This is a genomic window from Burkholderia sp. ABCPW 11, from assembly GCF_001523445.1.
Taxonomy (GTDB): domain Bacteria; phylum Pseudomonadota; class Gammaproteobacteria; order Burkholderiales; family Burkholderiaceae; genus Burkholderia.
Genome location: NZ_LOVM01000041.1, coordinates 182856 through 204992, shown reverse-complemented (window position 1 = coordinate 204992; position 22137 = coordinate 182856). Strand labels below are relative to the sequence as shown.

Annotated in this window: 18 protein-coding genes and 1 pseudogene; 5 read left to right on the top strand and 14 right to left on the bottom strand. The window is 70.3% G+C overall.

Annotation, left to right across the window (positions count from 1 at the left end; translation table 11 throughout):
- Nucleotides 1-5: 5 nt before the first annotated feature.
- From WS61_RS18185 to bcsB, 3 genes are read right to left on the bottom strand one after another with little or no spacing between them, the layout of a single operon-like run.
- The gene (locus WS61_RS18185) at nt 6-3890 is read right to left on the bottom strand and encodes a cellulose synthase subunit BcsC-related outer membrane protein (protein ID WP_059502082.1); all 3885 of its coding nucleotides are present in this window, start codon (nt 3888-3890) and stop codon (nt 6-8) included.
- Complete coding sequence (gene bcsZ, locus WS61_RS18180) at nt 3875-5104, bottom strand: cellulose synthase complex periplasmic endoglucanase BcsZ (protein ID WP_059502080.1); 1230 nt, start codon at nt 5102-5104, stop codon at nt 3875-3877. The genes WS61_RS18185 and bcsZ overlap by 16 nt, the downstream gene beginning before the upstream one ends.
- A gap of 3 nt (nt 5105-5107) precedes the next feature.
- Nucleotides 5108-7444 (bottom strand): cellulose biosynthesis cyclic di-GMP-binding regulatory protein BcsB, encoded by a 2337-nt coding sequence (gene bcsB / locus WS61_RS18175; RefSeq protein ID WP_059502078.1) that lies wholly within the window; start codon nt 7442-7444, stop codon nt 5108-5110.
- 303 nt (nt 7445-7747) lie between these two features.
- Between bcsB and WS61_RS35950 the strand changes: the two genes are divergently transcribed.
- Nucleotides 7748-8194 (top strand): diguanylate cyclase domain-containing protein, encoded by a 447-nt coding sequence (locus WS61_RS35950; RefSeq protein ID WP_306459558.1) that lies wholly within the window; start codon nt 7748-7750, stop codon nt 8192-8194.
- A gap of 16 nt (nt 8195-8210) precedes the next feature.
- Here the strand turns inward: WS61_RS35950 and WS61_RS18165 are convergent, their stop codons facing one another.
- From WS61_RS18165 to WS61_RS18150, 4 genes are read right to left on the bottom strand one after another with little or no spacing between them, the layout of a single operon-like run.
- The gene (locus WS61_RS18165; protein WP_059502074.1) at nt 8211-8663 is read right to left on the bottom strand and encodes a hypothetical protein; all 453 of its coding nucleotides are present in this window, start codon (nt 8661-8663) and stop codon (nt 8211-8213) included.
- A complete protein-coding gene (locus tag WS61_RS18160; RefSeq protein WP_059502072.1) occupies nt 8663-10072 on the bottom strand; it encodes a phosphatase PAP2/dual specificity phosphatase family protein in 1410 nt (469 codons plus the stop codon). Before WS61_RS18160 ends, WS61_RS18165 begins: the two co-directional genes overlap by 1 nt.
- Nucleotides 10069-11838, bottom strand: a complete 1770-nt coding sequence (locus WS61_RS18155; RefSeq protein WP_059502070.1) for a bifunctional alpha/beta hydrolase/class I SAM-dependent methyltransferase — start codon at nt 11836-11838, stop codon at nt 10069-10071. Before WS61_RS18155 ends, WS61_RS18160 begins: the two co-directional genes overlap by 4 nt.
- A gap of 59 nt (nt 11839-11897) precedes the next feature.
- The gene (locus tag WS61_RS18150; protein ID WP_059502068.1) at nt 11898-12503 is read right to left on the bottom strand and encodes a CDP-alcohol phosphatidyltransferase family protein; all 606 of its coding nucleotides are present in this window, start codon (nt 12501-12503) and stop codon (nt 11898-11900) included.
- Between the two features lie 466 nt (nt 12504-12969).
- On the opposite strand from WS61_RS18150, the gene WS61_RS18145 reads away from it, so the two are divergent.
- Nucleotides 12970-13602, top strand: a complete 633-nt coding sequence (locus WS61_RS18145) for a lysophospholipid acyltransferase family protein (RefSeq protein WP_059502129.1) — start codon at nt 12970-12972, stop codon at nt 13600-13602.
- Nucleotides 13603-13639: 37 nt separating this feature from the next.
- Nucleotides 13640-14569 (top strand): phosphatidate cytidylyltransferase, encoded by a 930-nt coding sequence (locus WS61_RS18140; protein WP_059502067.1) that lies wholly within the window; start codon nt 13640-13642, stop codon nt 14567-14569.
- 42 nt (nt 14570-14611) lie between these two features.
- Here WS61_RS18140 and WS61_RS35695 read toward each other — a convergent pair.
- The 4 genes and pseudogenes from WS61_RS35695 to WS61_RS18125 all read right to left on the bottom strand — a co-directional run.
- Nucleotides 14612-14725, bottom strand: a pseudogene (locus tag WS61_RS35695) (topoisomerase IV); the annotation flags it as partial.
- 31 nt (nt 14726-14756) lie between these two features.
- Nucleotides 14757-15068, bottom strand: a complete 312-nt coding sequence (locus WS61_RS18135; RefSeq protein WP_059502065.1) for a hypothetical protein — start codon at nt 15066-15068, stop codon at nt 14757-14759.
- The gene (locus WS61_RS18130) at nt 15068-16426 is read right to left on the bottom strand and encodes an acyclic terpene utilization AtuA family protein (protein WP_059502063.1); all 1359 of its coding nucleotides are present in this window, start codon (nt 16424-16426) and stop codon (nt 15068-15070) included. Before WS61_RS18130 ends, WS61_RS18135 begins: the two co-directional genes overlap by 1 nt.
- A gap of 40 nt (nt 16427-16466) precedes the next feature.
- Nucleotides 16467-17765 carry a CitMHS family transporter gene (locus WS61_RS18125; protein WP_059502061.1) on the bottom strand — a complete coding sequence of 433 codons (1299 nt, stop codon included), beginning with the start codon at nt 17763-17765 and terminating at the stop codon, nt 16467-16469.
- A gap of 97 nt (nt 17766-17862) precedes the next feature.
- On the opposite strand from WS61_RS18125, the gene WS61_RS18120 reads away from it, so the two are divergent.
- Entirely contained in the window at nt 17863-18759 is an 897-nt protein-coding gene (locus WS61_RS18120) for a LysR family transcriptional regulator (protein WP_059502059.1), read from the top strand.
- A 33-nt stretch (nt 18760-18792) separates the two neighbouring features.
- Here WS61_RS18120 and WS61_RS18115 read toward each other — a convergent pair whose 3' ends face one another.
- Nucleotides 18793-19377 (bottom strand): flavin reductase family protein, encoded by a 585-nt coding sequence (locus WS61_RS18115; RefSeq protein ID WP_059502057.1) that lies wholly within the window; start codon nt 19375-19377, stop codon nt 18793-18795.
- 130 nt (nt 19378-19507) lie between these two features.
- Nucleotides 19508-19933 (bottom strand): VOC family protein, encoded by a 426-nt coding sequence (locus tag WS61_RS18110; RefSeq protein ID WP_059502055.1) that lies wholly within the window; start codon nt 19931-19933, stop codon nt 19508-19510.
- A 112-nt stretch (nt 19934-20045) separates the two neighbouring features.
- Between WS61_RS18110 and WS61_RS18105 the strand changes: the two genes are divergently transcribed.
- A complete protein-coding gene (locus tag WS61_RS18105) occupies nt 20046-20933 on the top strand; it encodes a LysR family transcriptional regulator (protein ID WP_059502053.1) in 888 nt (295 codons plus the stop codon).
- 15 nt (nt 20934-20948) lie between these two features.
- Here WS61_RS18105 and WS61_RS18100 read toward each other — a convergent pair whose 3' ends face one another.
- A complete protein-coding gene (locus WS61_RS18100) occupies nt 20949-21704 on the bottom strand; it encodes a hypothetical protein (RefSeq protein ID WP_059502051.1) in 756 nt (251 codons plus the stop codon).
- Nucleotides 21705-22137: the final 433 nt, after the last annotated feature.

The following is a 22137-nucleotide window of genomic DNA, read 5'->3' as shown; positions in this document are numbered from 1 at the left end:
TTCCCCTAGTAATCCGAATAAAGCCGCACGGGCGTCGGCGTCACGAGCCAGTTGCGCGGCGCGCGTGCGTCGAACGCATAGCGCAGGTAGACGAGCGCCGAGCTCGGCGCATAGTCGTGCGACCGGTCGACGTGCAACTGCGCGCCGACACTCAGGTGCGGGTTCACGCGATATTCGACGATGCCGTTCACGCCGTACGAGAACGACACGCCGCGCGTCGAACTGCCCGCGTACACGAACCCGGCCGCCACCTGCGCAGCGCGCTGATCGGAGAACGTCGGGTAATACAGCGAATCCTTCTCGTAGCTGTTCGAGATCCCGCCCGTGACGGTCAGGTCCCACGACAGCGCATCGTGCCGCCCCGCCCATTCGATCGGCACGCCGAGCGACAGATAGCGCTGCGGACTGTAGTAACCGCCCTGCCCGTACGTGTAGTAGCGCAGGTTCTGCGCGTAGTGCCACGCATTGCCGACGAGCCCGGTGCTGACCTTCATCGTCGCGCGCTCGTACACGGGCACCGTGAAGCCGGTGCGCAGCGTGGCTTCCGCATTGCGTTCGACGTTGCGGCCGGACAGCACGCCCGCACCGAGTTCCGCGAACAGGTTCGTGCGGCCGACGTCGACCGACGCGCGCAGGCTCACGCCGTCGCGGCGCACGCCGCCCCACACCGCGCCCGTCCACGGGTCGCGCATCCCCGCGTACGACAGCACGCTGCTCGTTTCCGGCCGCCGTGATGCATTCACGGAGAAGCTCGCGGGGCCCGCGTCGAAGCGATAGCGCACGCCGCCGACGAGGTAATGCACCGGAAAGCCGAGCGGCGACGTGCCGAGATCGACGCGCCACGCATCCGACAGATAGCCGGCGCCGAGCGCGACGCCCGTCGTCGACTGGTGCAGCGAGCCCGGCGGATTCGCGAGCAGCGCGGCGGCCGGCGGATTCGTCCGTGCCCTGAGCGCCGCATAGGTGCCGAACGTCTTCAGCGAATACGCGTCCGGATCGCTCGTGTCGAGCGTGCCCGGATCGAGATGCACGGTGTCGATCTGCGCGAACACGTGCCCGTCGTAGCGGATCGGCATCTGCAGGTAGATCGGCACCTGCTGCGCGCGATACGACGAGATGCCTTCGTCGCCCGATTTGTATGCGGGCATCCAGCCGGTCTCGATCTCGGGATTGCGCCGCTGCTCGAGTTCCGCGATCGCGGCCTGCGCGGGCGTGAGCCCGTCGCGGCCCGGGCTCACGCCCGTCGTGCGTTCCTGCGACCGCGACAGCCGGTACAGCGACGCCGCGTCGTCATAGCGGCCCTGCGTCTCGGCCACACGCCCGGCCGCGACCGTCACGTCGGCGCGGGTCGGATACGCGGCCTGCAGCCGCTCGGTCACCGGCGCGGCGTCGTCCGGGCTACGCAGCGCGTTCAGGCGGCGCACGGCCGACAGTTGCGTGTCGACGTCGTCGTCCGGCGTGCGCGCCAGCACGGCCAGCACGCGCTCGCGCGCGGCGGCACGGTTGCCGCTGTCTTCGTCGATCCGCGCGAGCGCGAGCTGCGTATCGGCGTCGTCCGGCGTGCGCGCCACGACCGGCCCGAGCGCCTCGCGCGCGGCGCCGTAATGGCCCTGCGCGCGTTCGAGATCGGCGAGTTCGAGCGCGTAACGCTCGTCCGCCCGGCCGGCCGGGCTCGCGCGATCGAGCCGCATGCGCGCCCGTGCGTAGTCCTGTCGCGCGATCGCATCGTCGGTCTGCCGCAGCACGAGCCGCAGCGACTGGTCCTCGAGCCGCGCCGTCTGCACGGGCGTCAGCGCCGGGTCGCGGCGCAGCGTGTCGAGCCACGCGGCGAGCGCATCGTCGCGCCCGGCGCTGCCGAGCAGGTCGCCGTAGCGCAGCCGCACGTCCGCGTCGGCTTCGCGCGGATGCGCGGCGATCCAGGCGTGCAGCGGCGCGAGGCCGCGCTCGGGTTCGCCCGCGTCGATCCACTGCGCGCCGATCGCGGCGAGCATGTCGGGATCGTCCGGCGCGCTCGCCTGCGCGTGCGCGAGCGTGGCGGCGAATGCCGCGCGGTCGCCACGGGCATGCGCGCCGCGCGCGTCGGCCAGCGCGCTTTCGGCATCGAGCTTGCGCGCCAGCGCGCGCATGCCGTCCGAACGGTGCGCATCGTCGATCGGCGCCAGCGCGGCCTGCGCGCCCGCGACATCGTCGAGCGAGTTGCGGTACAGCGCGCTCGCGTAGCGCATCTCGGGCGTGTCGCTCCGTGCAAGCCCGTCGTCCATCACCGTGCGGCCGAGCTGCGGCAGCCCCATGTCGCGATAGAGGCGCGCGAGCGCGAAGCGCGTCCACGGCACGTCGGGCGCCGCGCGCACGGCCGCCTCGTAGCGTTGCGCGGCCGGCCCGCGTGCGCCCTTGTCGGCCAGCGCACGCGCCTCCTTCGCGAGCAGGTCGCCGCGCAGGCCGTCGAGCGCGCGACGATCGTCGGTGCCCGTCACGCGCCCTTGCAGCGCGTCGAGCAGCGGGCCGATCCGGTCCGCACGGCCGGTGTTTTCATACAGCGTGGCCGTGTCGCGCACGGCCGACAGGCTCGGCGAGCGCGCGGCCAGCAAGCCGCGCAGCAGCGGCTCCGCCTGCGCCCAGTCGCGCTGCGCGAGCAGCGCATCGGCGAGCTGCAGCTTCGCGTCCGGGTTGTCCGGCTGCATCGCGAGCGCCGCACGTGCGGCGCGTTCGGCATCCTTCGGGCGGCCCGCGCTGGCCGCTTCGCGGCCCTGGGCGAGCAGCCCCCAGAACTGCGCGGTACGCGCGAGGCCCAGCCATTTGCCGCGTTGGTCGGTCGCACGCGTCGCGGCCCGCGCGAACAGCGCGCGCGCTTCGTCGTGCCGCCCTTCGCGCAGACGCAGCAAGCCGAGCCCGCCCAGCGCATCGGCGTCGTCCGGGCGCGAGCGCGCAGCGCGCGCGAGCAGCGGATCGGCGGCGGCCAGGTCGCCGCGCGCGAGCGCCTGCAACCCGCGCTGCTGCGCGATGTAGTCGGGATCGCGTTCGAGCCGGCGCTGCGCATCGCGCTGCCGCTCGAGGCCGGCGGCGCGATCGCGGAATTCGGTGTCGTCCGGTGCGAGCGCGAGATAGGCCTGCAGCGCATCGAGATACGCCGGGTCGCTGCCGGCCGACTGCAGCACGCGCCGCCACAGCGCCATCGCTTCCGTATGGTCCGCGTCGGCGCGTTTCGCGAGCGACGCTGCGATCCGGTTCGCTTCCGCGCGCGTGTCGTCGCGCTGGTTCAACAGCCGCGCGAGCGCGACCGATGCGCTCGTGTCGCGCGGATCGGCGGCGACCGCGCGGCGCAGCGCGGCGATCGCCGGCGCGCGCCCGCCCGGCGCATTCGACACGATCTGGTAATACTCGGCGCCGAGCGCCCCCGCCGGCGCGCCGTTCGGAAACAGCGCGACGATCCGCCGGGCCGCCTCGTCGGCGCGGCCGCTGCGCGCGAGCAGCCGGATCTGCGCCATCTCGCCGCGCCCGCTCGTCGCGACGCGGTATTCGTCGGCCACCCGCCGCGTCGCAGGCGCATTCGGCGCCTGCGCCTGCAGCCGCGCCAGCGAGGCCTGCGCGCCTTTCGCGTCGCCGAGCCGCAGCAGCACGCGCACCTGTTCGGCCAGCAGCTCGGGATCGCCCGGCGCGATCAGCAGGCCCTTGCGCAGCGCATCGCGGGCGAGATCGTCGCGATGCTTGATGCCCCACATCCGCGCGGTATCGAGCTCGCGCCGCGCATCGGCCGCAGCCGAGGCCGCCGGTGCCGCGGGGTTCGCCATCGCCGCGCCCGACGCCACGCCCGGCGCCGCCGCGCACACCGACGACGCGAGCCACGCGAATCCCGCGACGTGAGGCACGGCGCACTTCAGCGGGCGGCGCACGAACGGCCTCCCCAGCGGGTGTCGAGCGTGCCGTCCGCCCCGAACCGGTAGCGGCCGTCGCGCCAGCCGAGGCCGAACAGCGTCAGCACGCTGGTGTAATAGCCGGGCGCCGACTGGCGCGCGAGCGTGTCGACGCGGGCTGCCTGCGCATCCGCGAGCGCGTGCTGGCCGCGTGCGTCGAGAAACGGCACGGCCGCCGCGGAGAATCCGCCGTTGCCGTCGTTCGGCCCCGCGACGCCCGTCGTCGTATCGACGCGCTCCGGCGGCGCGCCGTGCGCGGCGATATGGTCGGCGAACGGCGCGAAGCGCGCGAGCAGCGGCGCGGCGAGCGGATCGGCACGGTCCAGCATGCCGGCCCACAAGTACACGCGGATCGCGTTGTAAGCGCTCTGCGCCTGCGTGTCCGGATCGGGCCCGAAACCCTTGCCCGCGCGATACAACGCCCAGTCGGGCGAGAAGCCTTTCGGCGCGGTGTCGAGCAGCACGCGTCCGGTGCTGGATGCCAGCGCGGCCCAGCGACGGTCGTCGGGCAGCCGCGCGCCGAGCGCGCGGATCACCTGCGGCGGCGAATAGCTCGGATTCACGCGCCATTGGCCGTTGGCCAGCTTGAACCCGGTCGGCCCCGGCAGCAGCGTGAGGCCGAGGCTCGGCACGGTCGCCGTCTCGGTGTCGAGCACGCGCTTCGCGAGCAGCGCGCCGCGCGCCGTATAGCTGCGCTCGTGCCACAGCCGTCCGGCCTCGACGAGCGCATACGCGATCCACAGGTCGGCGTCCGACGCCGCGTTCGCGTCGAGCACGCGCCACGCGCCGTCGGGCGCGCGGCCCCACAGCCACGCCGGCAGATGCGCGCTCAGGTCGCCCTGCGCGAGGTTGTTCTCGGTCCATGCGAGGATCGTGTCGAACATGCGCCGGTCGTTCGCGACCAGCGCGAAGAAAAGTCCATACGCCTGCCCCTCCGATACCGTGCGCGAATCGGCCGAGCCGACATCGATCACGCGGCCGTCGGCCGAGACGAAATCGCGCTTGAACGCCTCCCAGCGCGGCCACGCCGCGCCGCACCCCGCGCCCGCCGCATCGGCTGCGCCGGCCCCCGCGGCGTGCGCGCGCGTGGCCATGCCAGCCGCCGCGCACGTCACCGCAACCGCCAGCGCGAGCGTCGCGCCGGCACGCCGCGCCGGCTGCGTTGCCCGTCGCTTCGTCATTGCCCGCGCCATCCGTTACATCCCCCGTCGACGCGCGGCGATTCGCTGCAGCACGCTGAACACGCCGAGCGCGAGCAGCAGCCCCGCGACGACACCGACCGCGCCGAGCACGACCGGATGCCGCGCCGCCTGCGTCCACACGCGCGCATACCACGGCACGAAGCCGACCACGTACGGCTCGCCAACCCGCAAGCTGTCGACCTGCCCCGGCCGCACCAGCGCGAGGTCGCCCTGCAACTGCGACACGAGCCCGGCGTTCTCGAACACGTCGAGCAGATCGCCGAGGCGCCGCTGGTCGGTCGCCGTCAGCGCGACGACGCTGCGGCCGCGGCTGCCCGGCAGCTCGAACCCGGCGAGCGCCGCGAGCGGGCCGGTCTGTTCGACGTGCGCGCCGCCGTCGGCGACGCCTACGCCGTTGCGCCAGCGCTCCTTCACCGTGAACGCGACGCGCGTCGCGCCCGCGCCACCCGCGCCGCCCTGCTCGCCGATCGCGAGCGGCAGCGCCGCGCCCCAGTGCGCGAGCAGCGGCGACGCCGGCGAGCCGTCGATCACGAGCAGATCCTTATGCCCCGACAGCGCGGCGACGTCGCCGGGCCGCGCGACCTGCACGCGCAGCGCCGGAAAGCCGGTCCATTCGCCCATGTGGCCGAGCATCGTCAGGTAGGCCTCGAGCTCCTGCGGCGACGGCCGGTCGGGCATCACGACGGCCGTTTGCGACAGGTCCGCGAAGCGCGTGAACGGGAAGCCGCTGTTCGCGAAGAACGCGAGATTCGGCAATTGCGCGTAATGGACGAAGTGCGAGAAGTCGATCGTCGAATCGGGATCGATCGCCGCGCGCTGCGGCTCGGTGGCCGTGCTCGAACACAGGCCCGTCTTCTGCGAATCGAGCGTGAAGCGGAACTGCAGCTGATTGCCGCTGCCGACGCGGAATGCGGGAATGTCGACGTCGCTCGTCACGCGCCCTTCCGGCACCGCCAGCAGCGGCAGCTGCATGCGACCGTGCGCGTCCTCCGCATGAGCCGGCCCGAGCCGGTAAGACTTCACGAGCTGATCGTTGATCTCGACCGCGAGCGTCGAATTGTCCTGCACGGTCGGCGCCGTATAGCGGTAGCGCAGCGTGATCGGCACGCCCGCGCCGTTCCACGAATGCAGATCGGCCGGCACGCGCAGGTTCAGCCGGATCGCGTCGGGCGTCGTGCCGCGCACTTCCAGCTGGCGCGGGTCGTTCACGAGTTCGCGGAACGCGATCGGCCGATTCACCGGCAGCCAGCGCGGCGCGTCGTACGGCTTGCGCGGCGCGCCAAGATCGACGTGCGCGACCGTCGCCGCCGGTCCCGACAGCGCCGCGCGGCCGAGCACGAGCGTCGCGACCGCGTCGTCGACCTCGGCCGCCGTGCGGCCCGTGACGACCAGCAGCTTGCGGCCCGGCGCGGCCGGGTTGTCGGCGACCGCGAGCAGCGGGCCACCCACCGGCGGCAGCGCGAGACCGGCCGGCAGCGTCGCGGCCGTGCCGACCACGACGGCCTGATCGTCGGCCGGCAGCGCCGCCGACACCGGGAAGCGCGCATGCCGGTAGTCGGCCAGCGCGCCGAACCACGACGCGAGCACGCCCGCGCTGCGCAGCGTCGCCGAATCGGGCGTGGCCGGCAGCACGAACGGCAGCCGCACGCGGCCGTTGTCGCGCCGGTCGAAGAACGGCGCGGGCAGCAGCGCGAGATCGTTCGGCAAGCGCACCGGCGATTCGTCGAGGATCAGCTCGCTCGTCGGGCTCACGTCCGCCCACAGCGCCGAGTTCGCCGGATCCTCGCAGTGGTCGAGCGTGTAGTGCGCGATCAGGCGCAGGCCGATCTGGTTGAAATCGGAAAAGTAGCGCGGATCGATCGGGATCTCCTGCGTCACCGTGCGGCCCGCGCGCGCGGCGTCGAACGGGACGGTCGCGATCACCTCGCCGTTCATCGACACCTTCAGGTGCGACAGCGGGAACACCAGCGACGGCGAATATGCGTAGGTCAGGCGCAACCGCGCGCCCGTGACCACGCGATCGAGCCGCACGCCGGCGTTGATCGTGCGAGCGTCGTCGGCGCCGCGCAGGCGGAGCGGATCGAACGCGCCGAGCGACGCGAACGGCACATGCACGGTCGTCGCAGGCAGGCCGGCGGCCGACGCGCTGGCCGCCGTCGGCGCCGCCGCGGGCACCGCGGCCGGCGCTGCATCGGGCGCCGCCGCGTGACCGGCAGCGACCGCCGAAGCGGCGGCGGGGGCGGCCGGCATCGGCGCGGCAGACAGCACGGCCGCGTGGAAAGCGCCGGTCATCGCGGCCGCCAGGACGAACAGCGACACGGCCGGCTTCATGCGCCGCTCCGCTGCGTCACGATCGTCCGGTCATCCTGCGCGTCGAAATCGACGCGCGCAAAGCAGCTATGCCCGTGAGTGCGCATCCCCTCTGCTTCCCCTCATATATGTTGCGCGTCGTGTAACGCGGATATGGCCTGATTGATTTATCGGAACGACGCGGCGGATTCTTCAATGATCCGTTCGTCGCGTGGCGAAGCGCCTGGCACCGGCGCCCGCCCATTCGTCACACTATCTCAAAAATAGAACGAAACTCACCGCGATTCGCGACTGAGAAACGAAAAAACCTCAATTCGGTCGGAAATGTTGCGCAGGAAGCGTGAATGGCAAGAATTGCGCCGTTGCCCGTCGGACGGCCGGACCGGCATATTGCCGGCGCGGGACGGCTCGCCGGGCCTCGGCCGCGATCCTTGCAGACCGCGCGGAACCCGCTGCCGCGGGCGGCGCGTATGCTACCGCAAGCACGCGCCGTGCGACGGATTTTCTTCGCGGAAAACTGACCTGGATCAAATCGTCGACCCCACCGCCCTGTCCTCCGCGCATGGGCGAAGCACACGGCTTGCGCGGCAGGTCGGCAAATCGTTCCGATTCGACGGACATGCGCTGCGGCTCGGTGTCGGCATCGGCATCGGGATCGGGATCGCGACGCCGCCGGCCGACGGCACCGACATGAATGCGCTGATCGAGCGGGCGGATCGGGCGATGTACGAAGCCAAGCGAATGCGGTCGCGGCGCTCCGCGCCCGCATGACGCCTGGCACGCATCGCTAGCCGATCGGCCGCCCCGCGATCGCGATCCCGACGACGATCCACTGCACGACCGCGACGAGCACGGCAGCCCGGCACAGCCGGACCGCGCCGCGCACGCGCGCGTCGAGCGTGCGCCCCGCCTTCGCTGCGTCGATCCAGCCCAGATCGACGAGCGCGCGGTCGAGCGCCGCGAGCCCGTCGTCGACCGATGCATGACTTCCCGCCGCCCGCGCCAATGCGGCGAACAGCCGCCGATCGATCTCGATGCGCACCGCGTACCACAGCGCCGCGATTCCCGATCCCGTGCTGACGGCGGCCAGCAGCACGCGGGCGAGCGTCGCCGGCGGCCAGCCCGCCGCGATCCACCCGCCCGCGCCGGCCGCAGCCAGCGCGGCCGCGATCGCCCACACGCCCGCATCGAGCGCGCCGCGCGCGGCGGCAATCCTGAACGGAGCGCACGGATCGCGCATCACCCGTCCCCCCCGTCGCAACGGCGATCGATCCACTGCTGCAGCACGGCCACGCCCTCCTCCGACCACACCGCATGCGGCCGGACCGCGCGCACCGCGGCCAGCGCGTCGCGCGCATTCGTCAGCCCGCGCCGCGCCGCGAGCCAGGCAGCCGCGCACAGCACGCTGCGCCCGTAGCCGAGTGCGCAGCAGACCAGCACGTCGCGCCCTTCGCCATGCAGGCGTTCGAGCGCCGCGACGGCCTGCGCGAGCTGCGCCGCCGTCGGCGCGACGAGGTCGAGCTGCGGCACGCACGCATACGCGAACGATGCATCGGCCGCGGCCCAGCGCGGCATCTCGGCGGTCAGGTCGACCAGCGCGGTGAAGCCGTGGCGCCGGATGTCGCGCGTCGTCGGCGTACGGCCGATCGACACGCGTTCGTCGATCCGCACCGGCGCCGGCTGCCGGAACGTCCACAACCGCGAATTGACGAACGCGCCGGCGATCGTCGGCGCGAGCAGCCAGCCGATGAAAACCGGAAACCGCCCGTGCGCATCTTTCTGAAACGCGCTGGGCGCGCCGCGCCGGTAGGCCCAGGCGACGCAGGCGAGCGCCAGCGCGACCCACCCTGCCGCCAGCGCCCAGCCCGGCGCGCGCGGCACGCACGCCAGCGCCACGAGTGCGACCAGCGCGGCACCGCACGCATAGCGGCGCGCGAGCGCGCGACTGGCCGCGCACGGCGACGCGTCGGCGCCCGGCAATCGGCCCGCGGCATCCCGCAACGGAAACAGGAACAGGGCGAGACAACCGACGGCCGCACCGGTCGGCACGTCGATCGCGTGATGCTGGTAGGTCGTCAGCACCGACACGCCGATCGCCGCGAACCACGAATGCAGCACGACGCGCGCGAACGTGCCGCGCAGGTGCTTCGCATAAACGGCCCACAGCACGACGAGCAAGCCGATATGCAGCGACGGCGCCTGGTTGAACGGTTTGTCGAAGCCCATCAGCAGCGTGAACAGCGCACCGGCCATGCCGCCCGCGTCGGGCCGTTCGAAGCCGAAGCGCAGCGGCCACGCGATGAAGCACGCGACCGACACCAGTTGCACGGTCAAGAGCCGCTTCACGTGATCGAGCAAATCGTCGCGGCGCGTCCAGAAGAAGAACGACAGCGCATACAGCAGGTCGATCGACCAGTACGGCACGATCGTCCACGGCACGAACGGGATCGCTTGCTCCCAGCCGAACGCGAACGTCGGCACCGCGGCGCGGCGGGCGGCCAGCCAGTTCGCGAAGCCGTACGTCGAGAAGAAGACGGCGCCCATCGCCGCGAGCCAGCCGACGCGCAGCGCGAACGACGCGTCGCGCGCGCCGGCCGCCGGCTCGGCCAACCCGCTCCCCGCGCCAGCGCCGCCGCCGAGCGCGCTCATGACGCGTCGACCCGCTGCGCGAGGCTGACCGTGAAGATGCCCATCTCGTCGATCCGCTGGTCGAGCTTGCGGAAGCCCGCCCGCGCGACGAGCTCGTCCATTTCGGCCTGCGAACGGCGGCGCATCACCCAGGTCGACTCGCCGCGGTGATTGTTCAGCACGCGCGCGATGAATTCGAGCTGCGGATGCCACGGCTGCCCCGTATAGACGAGATAGCCGCCCGGCGGCACGGCCTGCGCGAGCCCGCGCAGCGAGCGCTCGATCAGCGCGTTCTCGCCGAACAGCTCGTACAGCCCCGACACGATCGCCAGCGTCGGCCGCGGCTCGAGCGTCGCGAGCGACGCCTCGTCGAATGCGTCGCCGCGCTCGAAGCGTGCGATCGGCTCGAGGCCGCGCTGCGCGATCAGCACGCGCCCGGCCTCGACGTTCGGCGGGCTGTAGTCGCGCAGCGTGATGTCGTCGGGCGCCGCGCCGTCGCGCTCGGCGGCCATCGCGATCGCGTCGAGCACGTAGCGCCCGTGGCCGGCCGCGATGTCCACGATCCGCACCGGCGAGCCGTGCCCGCGCAGTCGGCCGATCGCCGCGCCGATCAATTCCTGCAGATGCACCTTGCGCTGGCGGATGCCGACCCAGCCCGGCGAATCGAGATACGTGCGGTCGATCAGCGCGCCGACGCCGAGTCGCCCCTGCGCGCGATTGCGGTACACGTAGTCGAGCGTCGAGCCCGAATCGAAGCCGAGCCGCAGCCCGAGCGCGATGCCGTCCGACAGCGCGCCGCCGGCTTTCAGGCCGGCGCGCGCGAGGGCCCAGTACGCACGGGCGAACACGTTGGCCGGCGGCCGGACGAGCGCCGCGTATTCGTCGTGGAACGCGCCACGCCGGTCCGCGTCGGCGAGCGACACGCGCGGGCTCGGCGCATCGAACTCGCGCAGCACAAACGCACGCAGCGGCGCGAGCGCCTGCGCACGGTCGCGCTCGCCGAGCGTGTCGTGATAGAAGCCCGGCAGCACGATGCGCTCCTTGCGCGCCGAGCCGAGCCGTTCGAAGAAGCGGTCCTGCGGGCCGCGATGCACGACCCAGTCGGCGCCCGAGATCAGCAATTGCGTCGGCACGGTGATCGCGGCCGCGTCGGCGACGATCCGCTGCGCGGTATCGTGCAGGTCGAGCAGCATGTTGACCGCGATCGGCCGCGTGATCAGCGGATCGGACGCGTAGCTCGCGATCCGTTCGGGATCGTGCGTGAGGAATTTCGGCTTCACGTAGCTGTTCACGTAGAACAGCCCGCGCAGCTTGTGCATCAGCCGCAGCCCCGGTCGCGCGAACGGCACGTAGAGCTTGATGTGGAACGCCGGCGACGCGACGACGAGCGCGCGGATCGGCGGCGCATAGTCGTGCGCCCAGGTCGCCGCGAGCACCGCGCCGACGCTCTGGCCGACCACGGCCATCTCCTCGATCGCGATGCCGTGCGTGTCGCGGATATGCTCGACGAAGGTCTGCAGGTCGCGCACCGACGCGGCCGCGCTCGGACTGTAGCCGCGCGCGCCCGGCGAGCGACCGTGGCCGCGTGCGTCCCATGCAAAAAATGCGAAATCCGGCAGGTCGAGCTCGTCGACGAGGTGCGCGACGCGCGCCGAATGTTCGTGCCCGCGATGCAGCAGCACGATGGCGCCGCGGCAGCGTGCGCCCGTCGCGGGCCAGTGCCGATAGAACAGCGTTTCGCCGTCGTGCGTGACGAAGTCGGCCTCACGGGCCGTGCGTGTGCTCATGCGATCTCTCTCGTTTCGTTATTCGAATCGTGTGGCGCCGCCCTCCGGCGCCCGGCCCGTCAGCCGCCCGCTTCGGCAATGCCCGCCTGGACGCGCCGCACCGCCGTCACGATCGACAGCACGATCAGCAGCCGCCACAGCCACGCGGCGACACTGCCGACCGGCAAACCGAAGCCGATCCACAGCGCGAACGCGCCGAGGGCCAGCGCCCGGTCGCTCTTGCCGAACGGGCCGTCGTAGCGGCGCGTCGCGCCGACGAGCGGGCCGATCAGCCCCGCGCATTCGACGATCACCGCTGTCAGCGCGAACAGCCAGACGTCCGCCGGCGCAAACGCGGGAATGGCGAGGAACGGCAGTACGAGCGCGACATCGGACACGACGTCGCCCAGCTCGTTCAGGTACGCGCCGAGCGTGCTCTTCTGCCCGTGCTCGCGCGCGAGCATCCCGTCGATCGCATTGAGCGCCATCCGCGCGAACAGCCACAACGGAATCAGCAGGAACAGCACGCGGGCGAACACGCCGAGCCCCGCGAGCGCGCCGACGACGATCGAGCCGCCGGCCGCGAACAGCGTGACCTGGTTGGCGGTGACGCCGCGTTCGGCGAGCGAATTCGCGAACGGGCGCAGACGGCCCTGGAATTTGGGTTTGAGTGCGTAGAGGCTCATCGTTTCGTATTCGTATTATTCGCGCGGCACGATCGGATACGTTTCCCGCCGCCATGCCCCGGGCGGCGAAACGGCCGTCGCCGGCCTGGATTGAACGGCCCTCATCGTCGCCGAGCGGCCTCGCTGCGTCAAGCATGCGGCCCGGGCCCCCGGCGGCGCCAATCTGGCGTTTTTCGTCGAAACTCGCGATAATCCGCTGGCCCGATCGCAGCGAGATCCGTTCGAACTGCAAACGGGCACTCGTGCAACAGCCGATTATCACGCCGCCGACCGGCGCATTCGCCGCGACGCAACAGCGTGCAACGACGAATCGTCCGATTATCGCGGACCTGCGACAGGCAGCCACGAACTTGAAAAAATCTAAACGAGAGCGATCCGGCGCGCATCCTGCCGCGCCGACATTCCGGGGTTCCGTCCGCCGCGCGTGCGCAGCGGGCCGGGCATGCATGCAGGAGCCGGCGCACCGATGAACATTCTCAACGTCTGGCAGCGCGACTTCCTGCTGTCCATCGTGCGGCTCGTCGCCGGCGCGTATCCCGTCTGGCATCAGGCGCCGCCGTCGCCGACGCAGAAGATCTATTTCTCGAACCATACGAGCCACATCGACACGCTCGCGATCCTCGCCGCTCTGCCGCGCGACGTGCGTGCAGTCGTGCGGCCGGTCGCCGCGCGCGACTACTGGGACAGCAGCAACCTGAAGCGCCACATCGCGCAGAAGCTGCTGAACGTCGTGCTGATCGACCGTCATCGCGAAAGCGGCGGTGATCCACTCGACCCGGTGCGCGATGCGCTGCGGCAGGGTCACTCGATCATCATCTTCCCTGAAGGCACGCGCGGCGCCGACGTACTGCCGCAGCCGTTCAAGAGCGGGCTGTTCCATCTCGCAACGGAGTTCCCGGACGTCGCGCTCGCGCCCGTCTATCTCGAGAACCTGCAGCGCATCATGCCGAAGGGTGCGATCTGGCCCGTGCCGCTGATCTGCAAGGTGCATTTCGGCGCGAACGAAGCGCTCGGCGCTCAGGAAGACAAGCCGACGTTCCTCGCCCGCATGCGCGACGCGGTCATCGCGCTCGCGCCGCCGCAGCGGCCGGCCGGCTGAACGCGGCGCCCCCTCCTCCCTTTTCCGGATATCAACCATGCGAACCCTCTTCTGGGAACTGGTCGCGGGCGTCACGGGCGTGCTCGTCGTCGCGACCGTGATCGGCGCGATCCTCGGCGCGCGCAGCGGCGGCACGAGCGCGACCATCGTCAACCTGAACCAGCGCATCCGCGCATGGTGGGCGATGATCGCGATCATGGCCATCGCGATCGGCCTCGGCAACAACGTCACGTATCTGGTGTTCGCGCTGCTGTCGTACCTGACGCTGCGCGAATTCATCACGCTCACGCCGACCACGGCGAGCGACCATACGACGCTCTTCATCGCGTTCTTCGTCGCGATCCCCGTGCAGTACCTGCTGCTCGGGATCAACTGGTACGGGATGTACTCGATCTTCGTGCCCGTGCACCTGTTCTTCGCGATGTCGCTCGTATCGGCGCTCACGCAGGACACGCGCGAATTCCTGAGCCGCAACGCGAAGATCAACTGGGCGTTGATGGTGTGCGTGTACGGGCTGAGCCACGCGCCGGCCGTGCTGATCCTCGACATTCCGCACTACGCGGGGCAGAACGCGCTCCTGCTGTTCTTCTTCCTGTTCGTCGTGCAGATCAGCGACGTGCTGCAGTACGTGGTCGGCAAACTGTTCGGACGCCGCAAGATCGCGCCGCAGTTGTCGCCGTCGAAGACGATCGAGGGTTTCGTCGGCGGCGGCCTGCTGGCCACGCTGTGCGGCGCGTCGCTGTATCGCGTGACGCCGTTCGGCTTCGGCGCGGCGTTCGGGATCTCGCTCGCGATCGTGATCGCGGGCTTCGTCGGCGGGCTCGTGCTGTCGGCCGTCAAGCGCTCGCTCGGCACGAAGGACTGGGGCTCGATGATCGCCGGCCACGGCGGCATGCTCGATCGCGTCGATTCGATCTGCTTCGCCGCGCCGGTGTTCTTTCACCTCGTGCGCTACCTGTACGTGTGATGCGCGGGCGGCGTAACGCCGCCCGTTCCGGCGCGCGACGACTCAGTATCCGTCGCGCAGCGCCTTCGGCACGACTTGACGCCCGCACGCGGCGTCGAACTTCACCGTGTAGTGCGTATGAATGATCTTGTCGCCGCGCGTGCCCGATTCCGTGAGCGCCCGGCCCCGTCCCGGCACTACGCCAGCGTTACGCCGGATCCGGCACCTCGATCGCGAGCAGCGCCGAACTGATCGACTTGCCGTGCGCATCGAGCGCAAGCGAGCGCGTCACCCCACCGCCGAGCGCATCGCGCAGCACGAAGTTGAACGCGCCGAGCGCCGGCAACTCGTAGCGCACGACGTCGCCGTGGACGATGCCCGCCAGCCATGCCTTGACCGCCTCCGCATCCAGATGCATGCGCAGATGATCGTAATGACGCGGATCGCGGCAGATGACCGACACGTTCAGCGTATTGCCCTTGTCGCCGGTGCGCGCATGCGCGAGTTCACGCAGTTGCATCAGGCCTCCACGAATGAAAACGACGGCGTCACGGCCGCGCGCGGCAGCAGCACCGATTGCACGGCGATCACCTCGCGCGTCGACTTGAACGCGCCGCCGCCGCCGGCCGGCCCGTTCGTATAGAGCGTCTCGACTTCGTTGCCGATCCGCGCGGCTTCGGCGGCGTTCGCCGCCCGGCCGGTCACCCGCACGCGCACCTCGGCCGGCTCGCCGCGCGCGGCCGGCGTCGCGTCGCCATACAGCGCATCGACGCCGATCAGGTCGAAGCGCAATTCGCTCGCCGCGACGCCGGTCAGCGCGAGCCGCTCGCGAACGATGTCGAGTGCAAGACGCGCACGGGCGAGCGCGCCCGGGCCGCCGTACGAGATCTGGCCTTCGCCGATCCAGCCGTCGACATACGCGACCGACACCTTCAGCGTATCGGGCCGCGCGGTGCCGCGCCCGCCCGTCACGCGCACGCGATCGGCCGCTTCCTCGGCGACTGCCACGCGCGTGAAATCGGCCACGACGTCGGGCTGCAGATATCGCGACGGGTCGTGAATCTCGTAGAGCAGTTGTTCCTTGCAGGTCGCCGCGCTCACGCGGCCGCCCGCATGCGGCACCTTCGTGATCACGACCGAGCCGTCGGCCGCGACCTCGCCGATCGGGAAGCCGAGCCGCGCGAGATTCGGCACGTCCTTGTAGCCGGGATCGGCGAAATAGCCGCCCGTCACCTGCCCCGCGCATTCGAGCAGATGGCCGACGACGGTCGCCTGGCCGAGCGTGTCCCAGTCGTCCATCCGCCAGCCGAACGCATGGATCAGCGGCGCGGCGAACAGCGACGGGTCGGCGACGCGGCCGGTCAGCACGACGTCCGCGCCGGCCGCGAGCGCATCGACGATCGGCGCGGCGCCGAGATACGCGTTCGCGGACACGATGCGGTCGCGATACGCGGCGACTTCATCGCCCGATTCCTCGAAACGGAACGCGCCGCGCAGCACGACGTCGAGCACGTCGTCGCCTTCGACCGCCGCGACTTTCAGTCCCGCGATGCCGAGCGACTGCGCGATCTGCGCGGTACGCCGTGCGGCCGCGCACGGGTTCGCCGCACCCATGTTCGATACGATCCGCACGCGCCTGGCCGCCGCGACCGGCAGCACCGCCTGCATCCGCGCGTCGAGCAGCGGATCGTAGCCAAGCGCGGGATCGTTGCGGCGCGCCTGCTGCGCGATCGCGATCGTGCGTTCGGCCAGGCACTCGAACACCAGATAGTCGAGCTGCCCGTGTTCGGCCAGTTCGACCGCGGGCTCGATCCGGTCGCCCGAGTAGCCGGCGCCCGCGCCGATTCGCACGCGTCGTTCAGTTTGCATGGCTGTCATGTCCGTACCGTCGTCCGGCGAAATGCGCCGCCGGGAAGAATCAAAAAATGCCGAGCGCGACGCTGGCGATCGTCATCACGATCGACGCGCCGAACAGCAGCGGAAACGTGAATTTCTGGTGCTCGGCCAGCTCGATCCCGCACAGGCCCACGACGAGGAACGTCGCGGGCGTGAGCGGGCTGACCGGGAACCCCGTCGTCATCTGGCCGAGCAGCGCCGCCTGCCCGACCTGCACGGCCGGCACGCCGAGCTGGCCGGCCACTTCCGCGATCACCGGCAGCACGCCGAAGTAGAACGAATCGGGATCGAACAGCATGCTGAGCGGCATCGACGCGAGACCGAGCGCCACCGGGATATGGCCCGCCATCGACGGCGGCACGAAGCCGACCGCCGCCTGCGCCATCGCCTTCAGCATCCCGCTGCCCTGCATGATCCCGGTGAACACGCCGGCCGCGAGCAGGATGCCGGCCATCATCAGCGCAGCGCGCGCATGCGCGTCGATGCGCTTTCGCTGCATGTCGACGTCGGGGTAATTCACCATCAGCGCGATGCAGAGCCCGACCATGAACATGATCGCGGGCGGAATCTTCTCGCCCATCACGACCATCGTGCCGAGCACGACGAGCGTCAGCACGAGGTTGAACCAGAACAGGTGCGGCCGGCGCAGCGCCTGCTCGTCGGCGGTCAGCTCGCGTTTGGGCAACGGAATCGACGCATCGTTGCGCGACAGCCCGAGCCGTTTCTCCTCGCGCCGCCCGAGCCAGTACGCGACGCCGAACACGAACACGAGCCCGATCGCCTGCACCGGAATCAGCGGATTGAACAGCGCCGACACCGGCAGGTGCAGCGACGCGGACGCGCGAATCATCGGCCCGGTCCACGGCAGGAAGTTGATGCCCGCGGCCATCGACACGGCGGCGGCCAGCACGCGCCGGTCCATCTTCAATCGGTCGTACAGCGGCAGCACGGCCGGAATCGTCACGAGAAAGCAGACGGCACCCGAGCCGTCGAGGTGGATCAGCAGCGCGAGCAGCGTCGTGCCCATCACGATGCGCGTCGGCCGCGTGCCGACCGCGCCGAGGATCCGGTCGATGATCGGATCGAGCGTGCCGGCGTCGGTGATCGTCCCGAAATACAGGATCGCGAACACGAACATCCCGACGACGGGCGCGAGCCCCTTCAGCCCGTCGATGACGAATTTGCTGGTGTGCAGCCCGAAGCCGCCGAGCAGCGACGCGGCGATCGGCACGACGATCAGCGCGACGAGCGGCGACATCCGCTTCGACAGAATCGCGGCCAGCAGCACGACGATCGTGCCCAGCCCGAGTAACGGCAGCATCGGTGTCTCCTACCTTGTCTTTTGTTGGAGACGAGCGTAAGGTCGGCGCAGCGATAGCACAATTGAAATGATTTGATCGCAGCAATCACGAAGCGTTATGGATCTGAATCTTCGCGACATTCGCGCGTTCGTCACCGTCGCGCACGCCGGCAACTTCACGCGCGCCGCCGCGCGGCTGCATCTGTCGCAGCCGGCGCTGACGGTGCAGATTCGCCGGCTCGAGGACATCGTCGGCGCGCGCCTGTTCGACCGCAACAGCCGCAGCGTCGCCCTCACGCAGACCGGGCGCGAGTTACTGCCGCTGTTGCAGCGCTCGCTCGACGACATGGAGCGCGTGCTGCGCGATGCGCGCGCGCTCGGCGAAGGCACGAGCGGCACGGTGCGGCTCGCTTGCCTACCGACCTTCGCGTCCAGCGTGCTGCCGGAGCTGATCCAGTCGTTCCGGCGCGACGTGCCGCGCGCGGGCTTCGAGATCCGCGACGGCGTCGCGAGCCTCGTCACCGCGCTGGTGCGCAACGAGGAAGCCGATCTCGGGCTGACCGGCGGCGACACGTTCGATGCGACGCTGGAGGTGCTGTACGCGGGCGCCGACCGGCTCGTCGCCGTATGCCCGAAGGATCATCCGCTCGCGCGCAAGCGCCGCGTGAGCACCGCCGACGTCGCCGGCGCGCCGCTCGTGCTCACCGCGCAGGGCACGAGCGTGCGCAGCGTCGTCGATGCCGCGCTGAAAGCGGCCGGCTGCACGCCCGATATCGCATGCGAGCCCACCTACATGATGACGGCCGTCGCGATGGTGCGCGGCGGCCTCGGCGTGACGATCCTGCCCGCGACCGCACGGGAGGTGCGCGCCGAGCCCGACCTGGTCGCGAAGCCGATCGACGATCGCGCGTTCGTACGGCCGATCGCGCTCGTCGCGAAGCGCGGGCGCACGCTGCCGCGCGTCGCGCAGGCGTTCGCCGACCTCATGCTCGCGGAATTGAAAAAGCGCGCATGAAGCGCGCCCGATCCGCGACAGTGCGCCCGGCGCTTACTGCGCGTCCGGATCGACGTGCAGCGATTCGCCGATCGCATAGAAATTGCCGCCCGCGATGTAGTGCAGGCTGCGCAGCGCGGGGTCGGCCGATTCGAAATACCAGTGGCCGTCGCGGAACACGCGCGTGTCGGACCATGCGCCGACCACCTCGCCGATGAACAGATCGTAGGTCTGCTGATTGTGCGGCTCCGGAATCAACCGGCACGCGAGCCAGCCCGAGCAGCCGGCGACGAACGGCAGGTCGTGACCGGCGACGTCGAACAGCGTGACGCCCGCTTCGCGCAGCTTGTCGGGCCGCTGCGCGAGGCTGTGGCTGCCGACCGCATGCGTGAGCTGCAGTTGCGCGGCCGTCGGCACCTGAATCACGAACGTGCCGCTGCGCTCGACGAGTTCGCGCGTCTTCGCGGACTTGTCGAGCACGACGGTCAGCTTCGGCGGCAGGAAATCGAGCGCGCACGCCCAGGCGGCGGCCATCACGTTGTCGACGCCGTCGTGGCGGGCCGACACGAGCACGGTCGGGCCGTGATTGAGGAGACGGTAGGCTTTCTTCAGCTCCACCGGAGCGATGTGACTGTCCATACGGGTTCCTTGGAGAACGGCGCGCACGGACGGATGCCGTGCGGCGCGCGCCGGCCGTCGCACCTGCGCGCGCTCGGGCCGCCGGCTGCATTCTCTCATCCGATTTCGATCGGCGCCGCGCCGCCGCCGGTTACTTCGCGAACAATTGGCCGATGTCGCGGAACGCCTTGAATTCGAGCGCATTGCCGCACGGATCGAACAGGAACATCGTCGCTTGTTCGCCGACCTGCCCCTGGAACCGTACATACGGCTCGATCGCGAACGTCACGCCGAACGTGCGCAAGCGTTCGGCCAGCGCTTCCCAGCTCGCCCAGTCGAGCACGATCCCGAAATGCGGCACCGGCACGTCGTGACCGTCGACCGCATTCGTATGCGCGCCTTCCTGCGATGCGGTTTTCGGATGCTCGTGGATCACGAGCTGATGCCCGTAAAAGTCGAAGTCGACCCACTGTGCACTCGAGCGCCCCTCCGCGAGCCCAAATACGCGACCGTAGAAATCGCGTGCGGCCGGCAGGTCGTAGACCGGAATCGCGAGGTGAAACGGGGAAAGACTCATGATGGCCTCGTGAAGAAATGCTCGCGTGGCGCGAGGACCGCACCATGTTAGACAAGGCCGAGCAAAAATTAAATCAATATATAATTTTGCGATTCACAAACGGAATCGATGAATGATCCGCGAGCTGAAAACCCTCGTCGCCGTCGCCCGGGAAGGCACCTTTGCCGCGGCCGGCAATCGTATCGGGCTCACGCAAGCGGCCGTGAGCGCGCAGATGCAGCGTCTCGAAGCCGAACTCGGCTTCGCGCTGTTCGATCGGCAAGGGCGATCGGCGCGGCTCAACGAGCGGGGCCATCACGTGCTCGACCAGGCGCAGGCGCTGATCGGCCTGTACGAGAACCTGAGCTCGACCGCGCCCGGCTCGCCGGCCGCCGTGCGCGTGACCATCGGCGCGATCGCATCGGTGCAGAGCGCGCTGCTGCCGGCCGCGCTGGCCGAGTTTCATCGCCTGCATCCCGCGTGCCGGACGCGCGTGATACCCGGGCTGTCGATCGAGCTGGTCAACCGGGTCGATGCGGGCGAAATCGACATGGCCGCGATCATCCGGCCGCCGTTCGCGCTGCAGAGCGACCTGCACTGGACGACGCTCGCGCAGGAGCCGTTCCGGCTGATCGTGCCGCGCGGCGTGAAAGGCAAGGACTGGGCCGCCCTGCTCGCGCGCGAGCCGTTCGTGCGCTACGACCGCGCGTCCTTCGGCGGCCGTCAGGTCGACCGCTTTCTGCGCAAGATGCACATCGCGGTGCGCGACACCTGCGAACTCGACGAGCTCGACGCGATCGTCAAGCTGGTCGAAAACGGCGTCGGCGTCGCGATCGTGCCGCAGACCGCCGGTTATCGCCGCTGGCCGGCCGGCGTGCGCGCGATCGACCTCGGGCATCACACGTTTCACCGCGACATCGGGCTCGTGCATCGCGCACGGCGCACGATGTCGGAACCCGCGCAGACGCTGGCGCAACTCATCGACGCAGCGTCGCGGCGGCGCCCGTTGCCGGCCGCGTGATCGACGCGTGGCGGCTCAGCGCCGCCCGGCCGCCCAATCCACCGCCGCGTCGAACAGCGCGATGCCGGCCGGCGACAGGTTCGTGAACGTGTCGTTGTCGAGGAAGAACATCACGCGGCGCGCCGGCGCGAGCGTTTCGTAGTCCATCGTCGCGCCCTTCTCGTATGCAAAGATCGCGGCCTTGTCGGGTTGCCCGTACACGGTCGCGATCGTGATCGCGCCGAGCCCCGGCTTGCCCCAGCTCATCGGCGCCTGCTTGCCGTACGCGTTCGTCGCGCCGGCCGGCAGCCCGGCCGCCATCGGATGCGGCGCATTGACGAGCCACAGGTAGCGCTCCTTGCCCGTTTCGCCGAAGTCGACGTCGTGCCGCTTGCCCGTCATCGCAAGATCGTCGAGCAGGTCGTTTTCCCACGTCACGAGCGGCTTGTCGAGCGTGCGCCAGCCGGGCCGCACGTTCTTCGACGATACCGTCGACGAGATCACCACCAGATCGGCGTCGCGCGCCGCATCGGGCGTGGCCGCCTCGTCGATCAGGCGCACCGCGTAGCCGCGTTCGCCGAGATGCTGGCCGATGCGTTCGTCGGCCTTCAGGTTCGGGCCGTGCAACTGCACGAGCATCGCGACGCGCGTGACGCGCTGCGGCGCATCGGCGGCGAATGCGGGCGCCGACGCGCCAGCGCCGACGCCGACGCCGACGGATAGTGCAAGCACCGCACCGGCGATCGTGCGCAACAAGCGGCGGCGCGCGCCGGTCTTCGTCTTCAGATTCATCTGGATTCCTGTCGAAGCCGCGCGCCGGCGTAACGGCCGCGGCGATTGTATGGTCGGACCTGCAGCGTGGTCAGCCGCGCAGCCACACGTGGCGGCCGGCATGGAGGGCGTCGATTTCTCGATGGAGGGACAGGGACATGGCCGGGTTCCGGGGTGCGCAGGCGTCAACCATTTTGTAAATGATAATGATTATTATATACAAAACGAGATGGTGACCGCGGTTTCGGTACGCGAGCGACGCTGACGCAGCGACGGATGGCGAAGTCGATACCGCCGCCGGATGCGAATCGCGCGCGGTTATCACATTCGTTCCGGGCCGGCCAATTCGATTCGTTAAATAATGATTTGACGGATCGATAACAATATCGCGCCTGCGGGCATTCACCCGAATATCGCGCCGAATTATCACGCCCCGCGCAAAACGCAATGGAAA